The organism is Amycolatopsis sp. ATCC 39116 (assembly GCF_000231075.2).
GTDB lineage: Bacteria > Actinomycetota > Actinomycetes > Mycobacteriales > Pseudonocardiaceae > Amycolatopsis_E > Amycolatopsis_E tucumanensis.
The window spans coordinates 23,598-43,705 of sequence record NZ_AFWY03000014.1; the positions used below are offsets into that span (position 1 = coordinate 23,598).

Consider the following 20,108-nt stretch of genomic DNA (forward strand, 5'->3'; position numbering starts at 1 on the left):
AGCAGGAAGGGACCTTCACCATGGACCTGGAGCGGATCACCCCGAGGCGCACCCGCGTCGGCCTCGTCGCAGGCGGGCTCGGGGCGTACTGGCCACAGTTCCCGGAGCTGCTGCCGCAACTCCAGGCCTCCGCGCGGCGGGTGGCCGAGCGACTGTCCGGAATGGACTGCGAGGTGGTGGACGCCGGGTTCGTCTCGGACGAGCGGGAGGGCGCGGCCGCCGCGGAGAAGCTGCGGGTCGCCGACTGCGACCTGATCATCGGCTTCCTCACCACCTACCTCACGTCCAGCATGCTCGCGCCGGTCGCGCAGCGCAGCGGAGCGCCGGTGCTGCTGCTCAACCTGCAGCCCACCGAGGCGATGGACCACGCGAACTTCGACACCGGCGCCTGGCTCGCCTACTGCGGCGCCTGCCCGCTGCCGGAGATGGCCAACGCCTTCCGCCGCGTCGGCGTCGAGTTCCGGTCGGTGTCCGGGTACCTGGAGGACGAGCGGGCCTGGACCCGCATCGAGCGCTGGATCAAGGCCGCCGGGGTGCGCGCCGCGTTCCGGCACGGGCGGCACGGCCTGCTCGGCCACCTCTACCCGGGCATGATGGACGTCTCGACCGATCCGACGCTGGTGACCGCGCAGCTCGGCGGGCACGTGGAGATCCTGGAGATCGACGACCTGCGGGTGCGGGTCGAGAAGGTCACCGACGACGAGACCGCCGCGCGGATGGATCTCGCGCGGAAGGTGTTCGACCTGGACGACTCGGTCGTCGAGGAGGACTTCGCGTGGGGCGCTCGCGTCTCGGTGGCGCTGGACCGGCTGGTCGAGGACTTCTCCCTGGACACGCTGGCCTACTACCACCGCGGCCTGGACGGCGAGACCCACGAGCGGGTCGGCGCCGGGTTCATCCTCGGCGCCTCGCTGCTCACCGCGCGCGGCATCCCGGCGGCGGGGGAGTTCGAGCTGCGCAACTCGCTGGCCATGCTGGTGATGGACCGGCTCGGCGCGGGCGGCTCGTTCACCGAGCTGCAGGCGCTCAACTTCCGGGACAACGTGGTCGAGATGGGCCACGACGGCCCGGCGCACCTGGCGATCAGCGCGCGGCGGCCGCTGCTGCGCGGCCTGGGCGTCTACCACGGCAAGCGCGGCTGGGGCGTGTCCGTCGAGTTCGACGTCAAGCACGGTCCGGTGACGCTGCTCGGCCTCGGTCAGGAACGCGACGGGCGGTTCACGCTCGTCGCGTCCGAGGGCGAGGTCGTGCCCGGCCCGCTGCTGGAGATCGGCAACACCACCTCCCGCGTCGACTTCGGCGGCAACCCCGGCGAGTGGACCGACGCGTGGTCGGCCGCCGGGGTCAACCACCACTGGGCGCTGGGCACCGGGCACCGCGTCGCGGAGCTGGAGGCGGTGGCCGACCTGCTCGGTCTCGAACTGCGCGTGGTGCGGGTGTGATGCGACTGGCGGCCGTCGACCTGGGCGCGTCCAGTGGGCGCGTCATGGCCGGGACGGTGGGGCCCGGCGTGCTGTCGGTGCAGGAGGTGCACCGGTTCCCCAACGGCGGCGTCCGGGTCGCCCACGCGGGTGGATCGACCCTGCACTGGGACATCCTCGGCCTCTACCGCGAGCTGCTGACCGGGGTGCAGGCCGCGCACAAGGCCGGTGCGCTGGACGGTCTCGGCATAGACTCCTGGGCCGTGGACTACGGGTTGCTCGACGCCTCCGGGGCGCTGCTGGGCAACCCGGTCAACTACCGCGACGCACGCACCGAGGGCGTGGCCGAGCGGGTCCTGGAGTCCGTGCCGGCGCGGGAGCTGTTCGACGTCACCGGCCTGCAGCAGCTGCCGTTCAACACGCTCTACCAGCTGCTGGCCGAGCGTGACCTGAGCGCGGCCGAAACGATGCTGCTGATCCCGGACCTGCTGAACTACTGGCTGACCGGGGTGCGCGGCGCCGAGCGCACCAACGCCTCCACCACGCAGCTCTACGACGTGCGGTCGCGGGAGTGGGCAGTGGACCTGGCCACCCGCGTCGGCATCCCGCCGCGGTTGCTGCCGCCGTTGCGCGACCCGGGCACGGTGGTCGGCACGCTGCTGCCGGACCTGGCCGCCGAGCTGGCGCTGCCGGAGCTGCCGGTGGTCGCGGTCGGCTCGCACGACACCGCGTCCGCCGTGGTGGGGGTGCCCGCCGAGCCGGGCGCGAACTTCGCCTACATCTCCTCGGGCACCTGGTCGCTGGTCGGACTGGAGCTCGACGAGCCGGAGCTGGGCGACGCCGCGCTGGCGGCCAACTTCACGAACGAAGGCGGTGTCGACGGCACGATCCGGTTCCTGCGGAACGTGATGGGCCTGTGGGTGCTGTCCGAGTCGCTGCGCACGTGGGAGGCGCAGGGCACGCCGGTCGCGCTGCCGTCGGTGCTGGCGCAGGCCGCGGAGGTGCCCGCGTTGTCCGCGGTGGTGGACATCGACGCGCCGGTGTTCCTGCCGCCGGGCGACATGCCGTCCCGGATCCGGCAGGCCTGCGCCGAGACCGGGCAGCGGGTCCCGGAGACGCCGGGGGAGATCGTCCGGTGCGTGCTGGACAGCCTCGCGCTGGCCTATCGTCGGACCGTGCGCCAGGCATCGGAGCTGACCGGACGGCCGATCGACGTCGTGCACGTGGTCGGCGGCGGGGTCCGCAACGAACTGCTGTGCCAGCTCACCGCCGACGCGTGCGGCGTGCCGGTGCTGGCCGGCCCGGTCGAGGCCGCGGCGCTGGGCAACGTGCTCGTGCAGGCCCGCGCGCTGGGCGCGGACCTGCCGGACCTGGCCGCGATGCGGGCGCTGATCCGGGACACGCACGAGCTGCGCCGCTACGAACCGTCCGGCCGGGAGGCCGACTGGGCGCGGGCGGCCGCGCGGATCGATCCGAGGGTGGTGGCATGAAGGTCGCCGTGCAGGTCACCTGCATCAACGACGCGATGTTCCCGGACACCGGCAAGGCGGTGTTCACGCTGCTGCGTCGGCTCGGCGTGGCGGCGGACTTCCCCGCGGCGCAGACGTGCTGCGCCCAGCCGATGGTCAACACCGGCTACCTCGACGAGGCCGTGCCGGTGGTGCGCAACTTCGTCGACGCGTTCGCCGGGTACGACGCGATCGTGACGCCGTCCGGGTCGTGCGCGGGATCGGTGCGGCACCAGCACTCGATCGTGGCGCGGCGCAGCGGGGACGACCGGCTGGCCGCGGCCGTGGCCGAGACCTCGCCGAAGGTGTACGAGCTGACCGAGTTCCTGGTCGACGTGCTCGGCGTGACCGACGTCGGGGCGTACTTCCCGCACCGCGTCACCTACCACCCGACCTGCCACTCGCTGCGGATGCTCGGCGTCGGCGACCGGCCGCTGCGCCTGCTGCGCGAGGTGCGCGGGCTGGACCTGGTGGAGCTGCCCGCCGCGGACGAGTGCTGCGGTTTCGGTGGCACGTTCGCGGTGAAGAACGCGGAGACCTCGACCGCGATGGGCGCGGACAAGGCGCGGCACGTGCTGGACACCGGCGCCGAGGTGCTGGTGGCCGGGGACAACTCGTGCCTGCTGCACATCGGCGGGCTGCTGTCGCGGCAGCGCACCGGGGTGCGCGTGATGCATCTGGCCGAAGTGCTCGCCGGGACGGAGGACGCATGAGCGCCACTTTCGTTGGGATGCCTGCTTTTCCGGCGGCGGCCCGGGAGGCGTTGTCGGACACGCAGTTGCGCCGCAACCTCGCGCACGCGACCGGCACGATCCGGGCCAAGCGCGCGGCGGTCGTCGGCGAGGTCGGCGAGTGGGAGGAGCTGCGCCTGGCCGGCGCGGCGATCAAGGACAACACGCTGCGGCACCTCGACCAGCACCTGCTGCGGCTGGAGAAGTCCCTGACCGACCGGGGCGCGACCGTGCACTGGGCGCGGGACGCGGCCGAGGCGTGCGAGATCGTCGCCGGGATCGCGAAGCAGCACGCCGTCGACGAGGTCGTCAAGGTCAAGTCGATGGCGACGCAGGAGATCGGGCTCAACGAGGCGCTGGCCGCCCGTGGCATCACCGCGTGGGAGACCGACCTGGCCGAGCTGATCGTGCAGCTCGGCGACGACCTGCCCTCGCACATCCTGGTGCCGGCGATCCACCGCAACCGCGCGGAGATCCGGGAGATCTTCCGCGACAAGATGGCCGCCGCCGGGCGGCCGGCGCCCGACGACCTGTCGGACCGGCCGGCGGAGCTCGCCGGCGCGGCGCGGCTGCACCTGCGGGAGAAGTTCCTGCGGGCGCGGATGGCCGTGTCCGGGGCGAACTTCGCGGTCGCCGAGACCGGGACCCTGGTCGTCGTCGAGTCCGAGGGCAACGGGCGGATGTGCCTGACGCTGCCCGAGGTGCTGGTGTCGGTGGTCGGGATCGAGAAGATCGTGCCCACCTGGTCCGATCTGGACGTGTTCCTGCAGCTGCTGCCGCGCTCCAGCACGGGGGAGCGGATGAACCCCTACACCTCGACGTGGTCGGGCGCGACCGAGGGCCAGGAGGCGCACGTGGTGCTGCTGGACAACGGTCGCACCCGCGCGCTGGCCGACGAGGTCGGGCGGCAGGCGCTGCGCTGCATCCGGTGCTCGGCCTGCCTGAACGTGTGCCCGGTGTACGAGCGCACCGGCGGGCACGCCTACGGCTCGGTGTACCCGGGGCCGATCGGGGCGATCCTGAACCCGCTGCTGCGCGGCACCGGCGTCGACGACCAGGTGGACTCGCTGCCCTACGCGTCCAGCCTGTGCGGCGCGTGCTTCGAAGCGTGCCCGGTGCGGATCGACATCCCCGAGGTGCTGGTGCACCTGCGGTCCAAAGTGGTCGACGCGCACCGGTCGGCGCCGAAGGCCGAGGCGGTGGCGATGAAGTCGGCGTCCTGGGTGCTGGCGGACTCGAAGCGCCTGGGCCTGGCCGAGCGCGGAATGGGTGTCGCCGGGCGGTTGCTGGGGCGGTTCGGGCGCAAGGTGATGCCCGGCGGACGGCGTGCCCTGGGCCGGTTGCCGTGGCCGGGTTCGTTGTGGAGCAACGCGCGGGACGTGCCGGCGCCACCGGTGGAGTCGTTCCGGTCGTGGTGGCGGCGGGAGGGACGGCGATGAGCGCGCGGGAGGAGATCCTCGGCCGGGTGCGGTCCGCGCTGGCCGCGGCGGACCCGTCGGAGGCGCCGGTGCCGCGCGGCTACCGTTCGGTGGTTCCGGCCGGTGACGTGGTGGAGCTGTTCGCCGAGCGGCTGGTCGACTACCGGGCCGAGCTGACGCGGTGCGCGGAGGACACGCTGCCCGCGGCGCTCGCTGACGCGCTGGGTTCCGCGGAGTCCGTGCTGGTGCCGGACGGTTTCCCGTGGCAGGTCCCCGGCGCGGTGCCGGACACCGGGCAGTCCGCGGCGGAGCTGGACCGGCTGGACGCGGTGGTGACGCTGGCGGCGCTGGCGATCGCGACGACGGGCACGATCGTGCTGGACCACGGGCCGGGGCAGGGGCGCCGGGCGGTGAACCTGGTGCCGGACCGGCACGTGTGCGTGCTGCGGACGGACCAGATCGTGCCCGGCGTGCCGCAGGCCGTGGCGGCGCTGTCCCCGGACCGCCCGCAGACGTGGATCAGCGGCCCCAGCGCGACGAGCGACATCGAGCTGAACCGGGTCGAGGGCGTGCACGGGCCGCGGACGCTGCACGTGCTGCTGGTGTCGCCGTGACGACCGCGCAGCGGCCGGACACGTTGCCGCGGGCGGACCTGAAGCTGTTGGAACTGCTCGCGGACGGCCTCCCGCTGGACGCCATCGCCCGCCGCCTGGACCTGTCGGAGCGCACCGTGCGACGCCGGCTGCGGGCGATCTGCGACCGCCTCGGCTTCGCCGCGCCCATCCAGGCCGTGGTGTGGGCCGCCCGGCGGGGACTGCTGTGAGTTCCCCGCCGGAGGCACGCCGCTAGCTGACCATCCGGAGTTCGAGGAGCCAGCCGGGGCTGTCGTAGCTGCACCGGTAGTCGACGACCGCGCCGACGCCGATCATGTCCCGGCCCTGCTGCCGGCACTTTTCGTAGGTGGCGTAGACCTTCCACGGGACCCACACGTCCTGGGTCGTCACCGTCCCGGTGTCCGTGGGGGCGGGACTGGCGCCCGCCAAGGCGGTGGTGGCCGTCCAGCCGGTGAACGTCACCGCGACCGCCAGCGCCGACACCGTGGCCAGCCTTCTCAAGCTTCGTTGCATGATGAACCTCCCAGTGGTGAAAAACCATCGTGGCGCAGCTGTGTGTCGTGAACCTGGCACGAACAGAAGTGCGCAAGCAGGCGGTACCGGGCGCGGCTACGGGTTTCCTACGGCCCCCGCGTGAGGGACGTGATGACCGGATTCGGACACCGATCTTGTTCCGGACGTGAAGTCCCCGTAACGTTCCCTCAGGTTTGAAACGATTCACCGTCGAATCAGCGGCCGTCTCCCCACCGGCCGAGGAGGAGCAGCACCGATGCGCTCTCGTTCTCGTCTCCGCAGAATCCTGATCCCGGTCACCGTCGCCGCGGCGCTGGTGTCCGGGGTCGCCCCACCGGGCGTCGCGCAGGGCGGGCTCGTCTCCGTCACCGATCTGCGCACCGCGCACCAGGACCGTCCACTCGGGACCGATGACACCACTCCCGTCCTGTCCTGGCAGAACACCGCTCAAGCCCGTCACCGCGAACAGTCCGCCTACCAGATCCAGGCCGCCACCTCGCGCGAAGCCCTCGACCGCGGCCGCGCCGACCTGTGGGACACCGGCCGCGTCACCAGCACCGACGTCGAAGCGACCTACGCCGGCCAGCCCCTCAGCAGCCGCCAGCGCGTCTACTGGCGCGTGCGCACCTGGTCCGGCCCCGCGCCCTCGGCGTGGAGCGAGCCGACCTGGTTCGAAACCGGCCTCACCGACCAGGAGGACTGGACCGCGGGCTGGATCACCAACCACGACTGGCAGCTCAGCCGCAAGCCGGCGCAGCCCGTGGTCGTCACCCTCCCCGCGCGGACCGCGCGCTACGTCCGCCTCGACGTCACCAAGCTCGGCCTCCCGCTCGCCGAGCAGCCCATCGACAGCAACAACCGCCTCGTCACCACCGGCACCCCGCGCCGCTTCCCGGACCTGACCTACCGGCTGCAGCTCGCCGAGGTGCAGGTGCGCGACTCCGCGAACCCGTCGGTCAACTTCGCCGCCGGGCGCGAAAAGTTCGTCACCGCCTCGGAGACCGAGACCATCCGCAAGGAGTGGGAGCCCGGCCTGATCGCCGACGGCCTCACCACCTCCAACCCGGAGGAGGCGAGCAACGCCGGCTACCAGAGCGCGGCGCACGACAACCCGAACGCGCCGGTGTGGGTGACGATCGACCTCGGCGCCGACCGCACCTTCGACCAGGTCGTGCTCTACCCGCGCACCGACACCCTCACCGCCGACGGCAGGACCCCCAACTTCCCCGTCGACTACACCATCCAGACCGCGACGACCGCGACCGGCCCGTTCACCGTCGCCGCTGCCGTCAAGGACCAGCCCACGCCGGAGAACTGGCTGCCCGAGGCCCTGCCGCTGTTCGCGAAGGACTTCACCGTCCAGGGCCGCGTGCAGCAGGCCCGCCTGTACGTCAGCGGCCTCGGCGTGTACGTGCCGAGCCTCAACGGCGCCCGGGTCGGCGACGCCGTGCTCGAACCCGGCAACACCGACTACGCCGACCGCGTCACCTACGCGGCTTACGACGTGACCGGCCAGCTCCGCGGCGGCGCGAACACCATCGGCATCGCGGTCGGCAACGGCACCGCGGACGCGCTGCACACCTCCGGCCGCTACCGCAAGTTCGCCCGCACCGCCAGCGACCCGCAGGTGATCGCGCAGCTCGAGCTGACCATGGCCGACGGCAGTGTGCAGCCCATCGTCACGGACCCGTCGTGGCGCACCGCGCTCGGCCCGACGACGGCGTCCAACTGGTACGGCGGCGAGGACTACGACGCCCGCCGCGAGATCCCGGGCTGGGACGCGCCGGGCGCCAACCGCGCCGCGTGGGCGCCTGCCACCGCCGTCGCCCCGCCCGCGCCGACCACCAAGCTCACCGCGCGCAGCGGCGAGCCGGTCCGCGTCGTCGAGCAGCTGCCCGGCGCGGAGGTGTCCCGGCCCGCGCTCGGCGTGCGGGTGTTCGACCTCGGCCGCAACATCGCCGGCATCCCGCAGATCACGCTGACCGCCCCGGCGGGCACCACGGTCCGCGTCTTCCCGGCCGAGGCGTTGCGCAACGGGCGGGTCGACCAGTCGAAGTCCAACGTCGGCGCGCCCATCTGGGACAGCTTCACCGGCAAGGGCGGCACCCAGACCTGGCACCCCGAGTTCTCCTACCACGGCTTCCGCTACCTGGAGGTCGTCGGCGTCCCCGACGACGCGCGGTTGTCGGTCACCGGCCTGCGCATCATGGCCGACAACGACTCCGCGGGCGAGTTCACCACGTCCGACGAGATCGTCAACGGCATCCACCGCCTCACCCGCCACGCGCTGGAGAACAACATGCAGAGCGTGCTCACCGACTGCCCGAGCCGGGAGAAGCTGGGCTGGCTGGAGCAGGACCACCTGGCGTTCGACACGATCGCCCGCAACTACGACGTCGAGGCCTACCTCGGCAAGATCGTGCAGGACATCGCCGACGGCCAGGAGGCCTCCGGCATGGTGCCGAGCACCGTCCCGGACTACGTGACGCTGGCAGGCAGTTACCGCGACGACCCGAACTGGGGCGGCGCCCTGGTCCTGCTGCCGCTCAAGGCCTACCGCACCTACGGCGACGACGAGCTGCTGCGCACCTACTACCCGGCGATGCAGCGGTACCTGTCCTATCTGGAGGGACAGGCCGCGCGCTGGATCGACGGCGGGGTCTACGACTACAGCCTCGGCGACTGGATCACCACGGAGAAGCCCGTGATGCCGCGTGCGATCACCGGCACGTTCGGGGTGTGGGCCATCGCCGACGGGCTCGCGCAGGTCGCCAAGGCGCTCGGCCGTGACGCCGACGCGGCCGCCTACCGCGCCCGCGCCGACGACCTCGCCCGGAAGGTGTGGGTGAAGTACTACAACCCGGCCACCGGCCTGTTCGGCGGCGGCGGGCAGGGCGCGACCGCACTGGCACTGGACATGGGCGCGGTGCCCGCGGACCTGCGGGCCGCGCAGGTGCAGCACCTCGTGGACAGCATCCAGGCCACCGGCTGGCACCTGATCATGGGTGAGATCTCGTTCCCGTCCGTGCTGCGCGTGCTGTCCGCGGCCGGGCGCGACGACGTCGTCTACCTGATCGCGACCCAGACCACCAGCCCCAGCCTCGGTTTCCAGGTCAAGGCCGGGCTGACCGCGCTCGGCGAGACCTGGGACGGCGGCAGCGGCCAGTCGCAGAACCACTTCATGCTCGGCGCGATGGACGGCTGGCTGCAGACGCGGCTGACCGGCATCGAGCAGACGGCCGATTCCACCGGCTTCCGGCGCCTGCTGATCGACCCGGCGGTGGTCGGCGACCTGACCTCGGCGTCGGGCAAGTACGAGAGCACCTACGGCGAGGTCCGCACCTCCTGGACGCGCACCGGCGGCGAGTACCGGCTGGAGGTCACCGTCCCGGTGGGCGCCACTGCCGAGGTGCACGTGCCGTTCGCCGGTCACGTCCCGCCGGTCGCCGACGGCGCCCGCTTCGTCCGCGTGGACGGCGGCGAAGCCGTGTTCGAGGCCGGCTCCGGCTCCTGGACCTTCCGCTCGCGAGTGTCCTGAGAGGACGACACCATGAGAAGACTCGTCTCCGTCCTGCTCGCGGCTGTGACGGCGGCCGGACTGGCCGCCGCGCCCGCCGTGGCCCAAACCCCCGATCGCCCGCCCGCCGCGACCACCGACCTGTCCCGTTTCGACCCGGCCGCCTTCGCGAACCCGCCGAAGGACAGCCGCCCGAGCGTCTACTGGTACTGGAACAACACGATCACGCCGGAGATCACCGACCGGCAGATGGCCGAGATGCGGGACAAGGGCATCTACGAGGCCGTGGTCTTCCCGTACGGCGGCGCGTCGATGCAGCCGGCCTTCCTCACCGAGGAGTGGTTCACGCTCATCGAGCACGTCCTGCGTGAAGCGCAGCGCACGGGCATGAAGATGTGGCTGTTCAACGACAACAACTTCCCGAGCGGCCGGGCCGGCCTGAAGGTCGCCGAAGAGCACCCGGAGCTGCGGCTCAAGGGGCTGCTGCGGTCCAGCCGGGTGGTTACCGGACCGGCGACGGTGACCCTCGCCGAGACCACCGGACTGGCCGTGGACACCGGGAAGCTCGTCGTCGACCCGGCGACCAAGCCGGGCGGCGCGGCGATCACGACCGGCGCCGGCTGGACCGACTACACGGTCACCGGCAAGGTCACGCTCACCACCGGCGGCACCCAGCTGATGGTGCGCAGCGACGGCACGAACGGCTACCTGGTCGACGTGGACGTCAAGGGCAACACGAGCGTGTGGCGGGTCGACGGGGACCGGCGCACCCGCCTCACCACCGGCATCCCGACGCCAGGGTTCTCCGCGACCCGCGCGCAGACGGTCACGGTGACGGTCTCCGGGAACACGATCACGCCGAAGATCAACAACACCGTGCAGCCCGCTGCCACCGATGCCACGTATGCCACCGGCTCGGTCGCGGTGTCGGCCGAGGGCACCCAGCGGTCGCAGTGGGACAACCTGTCGGTGACCGCGCCCGGCGGCACGGCGTTGTGGTCGTCCAACTTCGACGACGCCCGGGTGCTCGCGGACTTCCCGGCGACCCGGGTCAACCTGGCCGGGATCACCGCCGCGGCGGCGCGCCCGGCGGGCACGGCCGACCACCGGACCGCGGTCGAGCTGGACCCGGCGAAGGGCACCTGGCAGGTCCCGGCCGGCCAGTGGCAGGTCGACGTGTACTCGCAGGCGCTGCTGCGCGACGACTCCAGCGGTTACGTGCGCGGCTACCTGGACCTGCTCGACCCGGCGGCCACGGACGCGTTCATGGACACCGTGCCCGGCGAGTACGTGCGGCGGTTCCCGTGGGCGATGGGCACCGTGGTGCCCGGGTTCTGGGACGACGAGCCGTTCATCGCCTCCGCGCAGCCGCACCCGTTCAAGCGGCTGCCCGCCTCGCCGGGCCTGGCTCAGGCGATCGTCGCCGCGGGCGGCACGCCCGGTGTCGCCTACATGGGCGCGGCGGACGGTCTGGATCCCACCGCCGACCCGGCCGCCGGGTACTACTGGCGCGCGGTGAACAACCTGTTCGCCACGAACTACTACCAGCGCGAGGCCGAGTGGATGGCGCGGCACGGCCTGCAGCTGCTGACCAACCCGCTGCTGGACGAGGAGGGCCCGCAGCAGCGCATGCACTCCACCGGTGACCTGAGCAAGGACAACCAGTGGGCGCAGGTGCCGGGCAGCGACATGATCACCGGCGACTACACGCTCGGCGAGCAGACCATGCTGGGCCGCAACGCCGCGTCCGCCGCGCACCAGAGCGGCGCGCCGCGCGTGGTGATGGAGACGTTCGGCAACTCGGGCTGGCAGGTGGCGCCGGAGTTCATGCACGCCACGACGGGTGCGCTCGCGGCGCGCGGCGTGAATCTGACGTTCCTGCACGCCATGTGGACGGACGAGAACTCGGTGAACTTCCCGCCGCCGTTCGGTCCGCGCAGCACGTTCTGGGCGGACATGCCCGCGGTCGACGAGTGGATCGGCCGCGTGATGGAGCTGGGCCGCGGCGAGAACCTGGCGCGGACCGTGCTCGTGCAGCCGCAGCGGGCGGCCGAGCAGACCCGGGTGGCCGACGCCGAGCACTCGCTGGACGGGCAGTTCGCGGATGCCGCGTACGCGCTGGAGCGGGGTCAGGTCGACTTCGACCTGGTGAGTGACTCGTCGTTGTCCGGCGATCCGGTGGCGCGGTTCCAGGCCGTGGCACGCGCCGGCCAGCTGCACGTCGGCGAGGCGTCCTACCAGCTGGTGGTACTGCCGGAGACGCCGGTGCTGGACGTGGAGACGGTGCGCACGCTGGCGCGGTTCGTGCAGGTCGGCGGGCACGTGGCCGCGGTCGGCCCGCTGCCGGCGCGGGAGGCGCGCGGCCGGGACGCCGAGCTGGCGGGCGAGCTGCGCCGCCTGTTCGGTGACGCGGGTGTTGAGTGGCAGCGTCGCGGCGCCGGCTCGGTCGCGGTCGTCGGTGATGCCGAAGCGTTGCCGGGGCTGGCCCGGGCGTACGCGGCGGCTCGCTTGGAGCCGGCGGTGCCGAGCGTGCGGGTCTCGCGGACCGCGCGGGGCAAGGACGTCGCGTACCTGCTGAACAACGAGAGCGACCAGGTCGTGACGACGACGGCGACGTTCCCCAGCGGGGGCGTCCCGGAGATCTGGGACCCGCGCACCGGATCGACCCGCACGGCGACGGCGTACCGGGCGGAGCGGGACGGCGTGGCGGTGCCGGTGCGGCTGCAGCCGTACGAGACGCTCGCGGTGGTCTTCCGCCACGGCGTCCGGGAAACCGCGCACCTGACCGACGGCACGCTGCCTGCGGAGGTGGTCACGGTGGACGGACGGTCGTTGCAGGCCACGGTGATCGCCGACAAGCCCGGCGATTACCGCCTGTCGGGCGCGGCGAACGGCCGGAGCTACGGCGGGGTGGCGACCGTGACGGACGCGCTGACCCCGATCCCGCTGGCGGGCTCGTGGCGGGTGCGGCTGGAGAAGCCTGGCGCCGTGGAGGCGGAGCGGCCACTAGGTTCGTGGACGGCCTTCGACCCGACGTTCTCCGGCAGCGCCGTCTACTCGACGACGGTGTCCCTGACCGCGCAGGACCTGGCGAACCGCCGCCTGGTCCTGGACTTGGGCGAGGTGCACGACCTGGCCACGGTGACCGTGAACGGCTCCGCGCTGCCCACAGCGCTGTGGCGACCGTACACAGTGGACGCGACAGCGTGGTTGAAGCCCGGCGAGAACACGATCGCGGTGTGGGTGACCAACACGCTGGCCAATTCGCGCAACAAGATCCTGCCGTCGGGTCTGGTCGGCCCGGTGGTGCTGCGGCCGCAGGCCGTAGTGACCGCGCGCCTGGACCAGGGCCGCTGAGGCCCCGGTGCTGCCCTCGGCGTTGTTCGGGGGCAGCACCGGCTCGATTTCCCCATTCCCCGAGTTTCCCCGGAGTCTCCCCATGACCGGACTCACCCGCCGCACCTCTACACAGTGGACGCCACACCGTTGAAGCCTGGCGAGAACACGATCCTGTCGCCTGACCTGGTCGGCCCATAGTGCTGCGGCCGCAAGCCGTGGTGACCGCGCGCCTGGACCAGGGCCGCTGAGGCCCCGGTGCTGCCCTCGGCGTCGGGGGCAGCACCGGCGCCTCCTTCGATCCCCAACCCCCGGAGTGCCCCATGACCAGACTCACCCGCCGCACCTTCCTCGGCGCCAGCGCCGCCTTCGGGCTCGCCGCGGCGCTTCCCTCCATCCCGCCCGCGCTGGCCGCGCCCGGCAGACCGTTCGCGCAGCGCTTCGCCACCCCCGGCACCGACACGGCCGCCAAGTTCCGCTGGTGGTGGCCGCACGGCCTGGTCGACCTAGGCGAGATCGCCCGCGAGGTCGACCAGATCGCCGACGCCGGTTTCGGCGGCGTCGAGATCCAGGACGTGCACCACAGCGTCCGCGCCGACCTCGACCCCGCCGGCCATGGCTGGGGCACCCCGGCCTGGCTCGCCGCCGTGGAGACCGCCCTGCGCCGCGCCAAGGACCGCCACCTGCGCGTCGATCTGGCGCTCGGCCCGTGCTGGCCGACCGCCGTCCCCACCATCACCCCCGACGACCCGGCCGCCTGCAAGGAACTCGCCCACGGCGTGACCTACGTGCAGGGCGGCACCGTCTACTCCGGACCGCCGCCGGCCGCCGTCGAGCCGCCCGAGGAGGGCGTGCACAAGCAGGACCTCCTCGCCGTCCAGGTCGCCAAGGTCATCGGGTCCACCACGGCCGCCACCGTCACCCTCGACCCCGCGACCGTCCGCACCCTCGGCGACGGCGAGACCTGGACCGCGCCCGAGGGCACCTGGGCCGTCATCGCCTACTGGTTGCGGGGCTCCGCGCAGCAACCGGAAGCCGGCCCGCACACGGAGCCGGCGTCCTACGTCGTCGACCACTTCAGCCGCGCCGGCGTGCAGGCCGTGATCGACGTGTGGAACTCGGTCATCCTCACCCCGGCCATCCGCCGCCTGCTCCGCGAGACCGGCGGCGACCTGTTCGAGGACTCGCTGGAGATCGAGACCGAGGCGACCCCCTGGACGCCCGATCACCTCGCCGAGTTCCGCCGCCGCGCCGGCTACGACCTGCTGCCGTACCTGCCGGTCATCGTGCAGCGCAACGAGAAGTACCCGTTCACCTTCGACGCCGAGACGACCAACCACGTCCGCGACGACCACAACCAGGTCCTGTCCGACCTCTACCACGACAACCACTTGCTCCCGCTGCGCGACTTCGCGCACAGCCTCGGCATGACCCTGCGCGTGCAGCCCTACGGCCTGCCCACCGACGCGATCCGCAGCGCCGCGCTGCTCGACGTGCCGGAGAGCGAGTCGCTGGGCTTCAAGAACCTCGACGACTACCGCGTGCTCGCCTCCGGCCGCGACATGGGCGGGCGGCAGCTGCTGTCCTGCGAGTCCGCCGCCTACGCCAACGGCGCCTACAGCACGACCTGGGACAAGGTGCTGCAGACCATGGGCAGCGTCTTCGCCGGTGGCGTCAACCAGGCCGTCCTGCACGGGTTCTCCTACGCGTCGGCGCCGGGCGCGGCGTGGCCGGGCTTCGCGGCGTTCTCGCCGTACAACGGCAACGGCATCGGCTACGCCGAGGCGTGGGGCCCCCGCCAGCCGACGTGGGGCCACGTGCCCGACATCGCGGGCTGGTTCGCCCGCACGCAACTGGTGCTGCGCGCCGGTGTGCAGAAGACCGACATCGCGTTCTTCCGGCAGAAGGGCTGGACGTCCACCGGCATCGGCGCGCCGTGGGCGACCAACGACGGCATTCCGGTCGGCTGGACCCACGGCTTCCTCAGCGAGGCGATGCTCGACCTGCCCAGCGCGGTCGTGCGCGACGGCCGCCTCGCCCCCGACGGTCCCGCGTACAAGGCGCTGGTCCTCGACGGCGACATCTTCCGCAACAAGGAACACACCCTGTCCGTGCACGCCGCGCGGCGGTTGCTCGACCTCGCCCGCGCCGGCCTGCCGATCGTGGTGGTCGGCAGCTGGACCGACGTGCACGCGGCCGGCATCGCCCTGCCCGGCGAGAACGACCAGCTCCGGACCCTGCTGGCCCAGCTCGCCGCCCTGCCGCGGGTGCGGGTGGCCGCGGACGCCAACGGCATTCCCGGCGCGCTCGCCGACCTCGGCGTGACCCGCGACGTCGAGTACGACCGGTCGACGATCATGACCGTGCACCGGGTCGAGGACGGCGTGGACTACTACTACGTCGCCAATGCCCGGCACGCCGAGAACCGCCGGATCACGGCCGTGGACCAGGACGTCTGGCTCACCTCCCGCGACCGCTCGGCGGTGCCGTACCTGCTCGACGCGTGGACGGGGCGCGTCGAGCGCATCGGCCGGTTCGAGCGCGCCGGAGACAAGGTGCGGGTGCGGGTCGCCCTCAACCCGGGGCAGTCGATGCTGATCGGCTTCGGCCCGAGCGACCGCGCCCCGCACGCCACCGCCTCCGACGGCGACGTCCGGTTCGACGGCGGCAAGCTGGTCCTGCGCGCCACCGCGGCCGGCGCCTACTCGACCACGTTGTCCACCGGTCGTGTCGTCCGCACCACCGTGGACGCGGTGCCCGCGCCCGTGCCGCTCACCGCGTGGGACCTCGAGGTCGAGGACTGGCAGCCCGGCGCGACGCCCACCGAGACGGTCAAGACGACGCACCGGCTCAGCCTGACCGCCCTGGCCGCGTGGTCGGCGATCCCGGAACTGCAGGACGTCTCCGGTGTCGGCCGCTACCGCACGACGGTCGACCTCGGCTCGTGGCGTCCCGGCCTCGGCGCCTACCTCGAACTCGGCGAGGTGTTCGACACCTACCGCGTCAAGGTCAACGGCCGCGCCCTCCCGCCGGCCGATGTGCTCGACCCGGTGGTGGACGTCGGGCCGTGGTTGCGCCCCGGCCGCAACAGCATCGAGGTCGAGGTCGCCACGACGCTGCTCAACCGGCTGCGCGTGAGCAACCCCGCGGTGTTCGGCATCGCCACCCGCCAGGCCTACGGGCTGGTCGGGCCCGCCCGGCTGGTGCCGTACCGCCAGGAGGAGCTCCGATGACGGCCTTCACCCGGCGCGGTGTCTTCGGGCTGGCTGCGGCGGCGGGGCTGGTCGCGGCGCTGCCACCGGCCACCGCGGTCGCGGACACCGCCCGGCCGCGCCCGCTCGAACTCGGCCGCGTCCGCCTGCTCGACTCGCGCTACCGGCAGAACATGGAGCGGACCGTCGCGTACCTGCGGTTCGTCGACGCCGACCGGCTGCTGCACATGTTCCGGGTCACCGCGGGCCTGCCCAGCACGGCCGAACCGTGTGGCGGCTGGGAGGCGCCCGACATCCAGCTGCGCGGCCACACCACTGGCCACCTGCTGTCCGGTCTCGCGCTGGCGGCCGCCAACACCGGCGACACCGAGCTGGCCGCCAAGGGTGCGAGCATCGTCGCCGCGCTGGCCGAATGCCAGGCCGCCGCGCCCGCCGCCGGGTTCACCGAGGGCTACCTTTCGGCGTTCCCCGAGCGGGCCTTCGCCGATCTCGAAGCGGGCAAGGTCGTGTGGGCGCCCTACTACACGATCCACAAGATCATGGCCGGGCTGCTCGACCAGTACCGCCTGCTCGGCAACCGGCAGGCGCTCGACGTGCTGCTCGGCATGGCGCGGTGGGCCCGCGCCCGCATGGCGAACCTGACGCGCGAGGCGCAGCAGAAGGTGCTGCACACCGAGTTCGGCGGCATGAACGAGACCCTGGCGAGCCTCGCCCTGGTCACCGGCGACCGGCAGCACCTGGAGACGGCGAAGCTGTTCGACCACGACGAGATCTTCGTGCCGCTGTCCCAGCGGCGGGACACGCTCGCCGGGCGGCACGCCAACACCGACATCGCCAAGATCGTCGGCGCCGCGGTCGAATGGGACGCCACCGGGGAGGAGTACTACCGCACGATCGCGACCTACTTCTGGGACCAGGTCGTGCACCACCACACCTACGTCATCGGCGGCAACGCCAACGCCGAGTTCTTCGGCCCGCCGGACCAGATCGTCAGCCAGCTCGGCGAGAACACCTGCGAGAACTGCAACAGCTACAACATGCTCAAGCTGAGCCGTCTGCTGTTCCTGCGGGATCCGTCGCGCACCGACTACCTGGACTACTCGGAGTGGACCCTGCTCAACCAGATGCTGGGGGAGCAGGACCCGGACTCCGCGCACGGGTTCGTCACCTACTACACCGGCCTCGTCCCCGGCGCGCAGCGCAAGGGCAAGGAAGGCGTGGTGTCGGACCCCGGCACGTACTCCAGTGACTACGGCAACTTCACCTGCGACCACGGCACCGGCCTGGAGACGCACGTGAAGTACGCCGAGAACATCTACTACGCCGCCGACGACGGGCTGTGGGTCAACCAGTTCATACCGTCCGAAGTGGACTACGGCGGTGTCCGGATCCGACTGGAGACCGAGTACCCCTACGACGAAACCGTGCGGCTGCACGTTTCCGGCGCCGGTGCTTTCGCGCTGCGGGTGCGGATCCCGTCTTGGGCGACGCACGCGAGGCTGTTCGTCAACGGCGAGGCGATGCGCGCCGAGCCCGGCCGGTTCGCCGTGGTGGGGCGGCGGTGGCGCGACGGTGACGTGGTGGAGCTGCGGCTGCCGATGACCGTTCAGTGGCGGCCGGCGCCGGACAACCCCGCTGTGCACGCCCTCACCTACGGCCCGCTGGTGCTCGCCGCCCGCCACGGCGACTCCGTGCCCGCGGTGATCCCCACGGTCGACCCGCGGTCGCTGCGGCGCGAGCCGGGGCGGGCGGAGTTCAGCGTGCAGGCCGGGGACCGGCGGCTGCGGCTGAGCCCGTTCCTGGACGTGCACCACGAGCACTACAGCGTGTACTTCGCGTTGCCGCCGTCGCGTCCCGCGCCGCGGACGGTCGCCGTGTTCCCGCTGCGCGACGCGCGGGAGAGCACCGGCCGGTGGCCGGACGCGGAGCTCGCCGGCGGCGCGGTGTTCGGCGATCGCGGCGTGGAACTCGACGGCGCCGGCGCGCACGTGCGGCTGCCCGCCGGACTGTTCGCGAACCTCACCGCGGCGACGATCGCGATGTGGGTGCGGGCCGACACCATAGTGAACTCCACGCGCGTGTTCGACCTCGGGTTCAACGCCCAGTCCTACGCCTTCCTCACGCCGCGCACCGGCCTCGGTCGGGCCCGATTCGCGATGAAGCTGGCCGGCATGGAGGGCGAGGACTTCGCTGACGCCGCGGTGCCCTTTCGCCGGGGTGTGGACGCACGTCGCGGTGACGCTGGGCGAGCGGATCCGGCTGTACTTCGACGGCGAGCTGACCGGGGAGAACCCGGCGCCCCGCATGAGCCCGCTGCTGCTCGGCGCGACGCAGCTGAACTACCTGGGCCGCTCGCAGAACGTCAAACACCCCTACCTGGACGGCGCGGTCGCGGACTTCCGCCTGTACGGCCGCGAGCTGACCGCCGCCGAGATCCGGGAGGTGGCCGCGGCGAGCTGACGCGACGTCGGAAAACCGCCAGCCTGGCCGTTCCCGTGCGGCCAGGCTGGTGCCATGACCACTGCTGCTGTCCGGTTCCGGGTCCACCCGATCGACCCCGGCGAGCTGAACTGCGTGCGCGCCGGCGGACTCGACGTGTCGGGTCGCCCGGTCGAGCGAATCTACGCCGACGGCGGGGAACCGCTGCGGTGCTGCCTGCGCGACGCCAGGACGGGTGAACGCTGCCTGCTGTTCGGGTACGAGCCGCGGCTGCCCGGGAAAGCGAGCCCCTACCGCGAGATCGGCGCCGTGTTCGTGCACGCCAGGGACTGCGGCGGGCCCGCGCGCACGGACGAGTACCCGCGGGAGTGGCTGGGCCGGCCGCAGGTGCTGCGCGCGTACGACCACCGCGGCTGGATCCACCCCGCGACGACGGTGCACGACGGCACCGACCCGGTCGCCGCGCTCGGCGAGGTGCTGGCCGCGCCCGGGGTGGTCGAGGTGCACAGCCGCAACGTCGCTTACGGCTGCTTCATGTTCGCCGCGACCGCCGGGTGAAGCCCTGCGGCCCCGGCCCGCCGCCCATACCATCGCTGCATGCGTCTCGATCTGAGCGGGAAGACGGCACTGGTCACCGGTTCGACGCAGGGCATCGGCACGGCGATCGCGCTCGGGCTGGCGCGGGCGGGCGCCCGGGTCGCCGTCAACGGCCGCAGCGCGGACAAGGTGACGAAGGCGATCGAGCAGCTGACCGCCGAGGTGCCTGACGCCCAGGTGGTGCCGGTGGTCGCCGACATCGCGAGCGAGCAGGGCGCGCGCGACGCGCTGGACCAGCTGCCGCGCGCCGACATCCTGGTCAACAACCTGGGCATCTTCGGGTCCGCCGATCCGTTGGAGATCAGCGACGACGAGTGGCGCCGGTACTTCGAGGTGAACGTGCTCGCCGCGGTTCGGCTCACCCGCGCCTACCTGCCCGGCATGACCGAGCGGGGCTGGGGCCGCGTCCAGTACATCGCGAGCGACTCGGCGATCGTCATCCCGGCCGAGATGATCCACTACGGCATGTCGAAAACGGCGCTGCTGGGCGTTTCCCGCGGATTCGCGAAGGCCGCCGCGGGCACCGGGGTGACCGTGAACGCCGTGATCGCCGGGCCGACGCACACCGGCGGCGTGGAGGACTTCGTGTACCAGCTCGTCGACCGCGACCTGCCGTGGGACGAGGCGCAGAAGGAGTTCATGCGCGTGCACCGGCCGCAGTCGTTGCTGCAGCGCCTGATCGAGCCGGAGGAGATCGCGAACATGGTGGTCTACCTCAGCTCGCCGCAGGCGTCGGCGACGACCGGGGCGGCAGTGCGCGTGGACGGCGGATACGTGGATTCGATCGTGCCCTGACCGGACG

At 72.5% G+C, this 20,108-nt stretch carries 13 protein-coding genes and 1 pseudogene; 13 read left to right on the forward strand and 1 reads right to left on the reverse strand.

Annotated elements, in window-relative coordinates:
- The first annotated feature begins 20 nt into the window (after positions 1-20).
- From AMY39116_RS0317170 to AMY39116_RS0317195, 6 genes are read left to right on the forward strand one after another with little or no spacing between them, the layout of a single operon-like run.
- Entirely contained in the window at positions 21-1,442 is a 1,422-nt protein-coding gene (locus AMY39116_RS0317170) for an L-fucose/L-arabinose isomerase family protein (RefSeq protein WP_020418864.1), read from the forward strand.
- Positions 1,442-2,911, forward strand: a complete 1,470-nt coding sequence (locus AMY39116_RS0317175; protein WP_020418865.1) for a rhamnulokinase family protein — start codon at positions 1,442-1,444, stop codon at positions 2,909-2,911. The genes AMY39116_RS0317170 and AMY39116_RS0317175 overlap by 1 nt, the downstream gene beginning before the upstream one ends.
- A complete protein-coding gene (locus tag AMY39116_RS0317180) occupies positions 2,908-3,642 on the forward strand; it encodes a (Fe-S)-binding protein (protein WP_020418866.1) in 735 nt (244 codons plus the stop codon). The genes AMY39116_RS0317175 and AMY39116_RS0317180 overlap by 4 nt, the downstream gene beginning before the upstream one ends.
- Entirely contained in the window at positions 3,639-5,099 is a 1,461-nt protein-coding gene (locus AMY39116_RS0317185; protein WP_027935999.1) for a lactate utilization protein B, read from the forward strand. The genes AMY39116_RS0317180 and AMY39116_RS0317185 overlap by 4 nt, the downstream gene beginning before the upstream one ends.
- A complete protein-coding gene (locus AMY39116_RS0317190) occupies positions 5,096-5,692 on the forward strand; it encodes a lactate utilization protein C (RefSeq protein ID WP_027936000.1) in 597 nt (198 codons plus the stop codon). The genes AMY39116_RS0317185 and AMY39116_RS0317190 overlap by 4 nt, the downstream gene beginning before the upstream one ends.
- Positions 5,689-5,901: a LuxR C-terminal-related transcriptional regulator gene (locus tag AMY39116_RS0317195; RefSeq protein WP_020418869.1), complete on the forward strand. Its 213-nt coding sequence runs from the start codon at positions 5,689-5,691 to the stop codon at positions 5,899-5,901. Before AMY39116_RS0317190 ends, AMY39116_RS0317195 begins: the two co-directional genes overlap by 4 nt.
- A gap of 22 nt (positions 5,902-5,923) precedes the next feature.
- Here AMY39116_RS0317195 and AMY39116_RS0317200 read toward each other — a convergent pair whose 3' ends face one another.
- The gene (locus tag AMY39116_RS0317200; RefSeq protein WP_157358583.1) at positions 5,924-6,205 is read right to left on the reverse strand and encodes a hypothetical protein; all 282 of its coding nucleotides are present in this window, start codon (positions 6,203-6,205) and stop codon (positions 5,924-5,926) included.
- Between the two features lie 256 nt (positions 6,206-6,461).
- Between AMY39116_RS0317200 and AMY39116_RS0317205 the strand changes: the two genes are divergently transcribed.
- The 7 genes and pseudogenes from AMY39116_RS0317205 to AMY39116_RS0317230 all read left to right on the forward strand — a co-directional run bounded on the left by AMY39116_RS0317205 (position 6,462) and on the right by AMY39116_RS0317230 (position 20,101).
- On the forward strand, positions 6,462-9,743 hold the full coding sequence (locus AMY39116_RS0317205; protein ID WP_020418871.1) for a family 78 glycoside hydrolase catalytic domain: 3,282 nt from the start codon (positions 6,462-6,464) through the stop codon (positions 9,741-9,743).
- Between the two features lie 12 nt (positions 9,744-9,755).
- Positions 9,756-13,079 carry a glycosyl hydrolase gene (locus tag AMY39116_RS0317210; protein ID WP_027936001.1) on the forward strand — a complete coding sequence of 1,108 codons (3,324 nt, stop codon included), beginning with the start codon at positions 9,756-9,758 and terminating at the stop codon, positions 13,077-13,079.
- Positions 13,080-13,381: 302 nt separating this feature from the next.
- Positions 13,382-16,291: a glycosyl hydrolase gene (locus AMY39116_RS0317215; protein ID WP_020418873.1), complete on the forward strand. Its 2,910-nt coding sequence runs from the start codon at positions 13,382-13,384 to the stop codon at positions 16,289-16,291.
- A pseudogene (locus AMY39116_RS48135) lies at positions 16,288-17,859 on the forward strand (beta-L-arabinofuranosidase domain-containing protein); the annotation flags it as partial. The gene AMY39116_RS0317215 and the pseudogene AMY39116_RS48135, both read left to right, overlap by 4 nt.
- Positions 17,860-18,505: 646 nt before the next feature.
- Positions 18,506-18,730 carry a LamG-like jellyroll fold domain-containing protein gene (locus AMY39116_RS48140; protein WP_369794323.1) on the forward strand — a complete coding sequence of 75 codons (225 nt, stop codon included), beginning with the start codon at positions 18,506-18,508 and terminating at the stop codon, positions 18,728-18,730.
- A gap of 135 nt (positions 18,731-18,865) precedes the next feature.
- The gene (locus AMY39116_RS0317225) at positions 18,866-19,267 is read left to right on the forward strand and encodes a DUF1203 domain-containing protein (RefSeq protein ID WP_235716157.1); all 402 of its coding nucleotides are present in this window, start codon (positions 18,866-18,868) and stop codon (positions 19,265-19,267) included.
- A 39-nt stretch (positions 19,268-19,306) separates the two neighbouring features.
- Positions 19,307-20,101 carry an SDR family NAD(P)-dependent oxidoreductase gene (locus AMY39116_RS0317230; RefSeq protein WP_020418875.1) on the forward strand — a complete coding sequence of 265 codons (795 nt, stop codon included), beginning with the start codon at positions 19,307-19,309 and terminating at the stop codon, positions 20,099-20,101.
- Positions 20,102-20,108 lie beyond the last annotated feature (7 nt).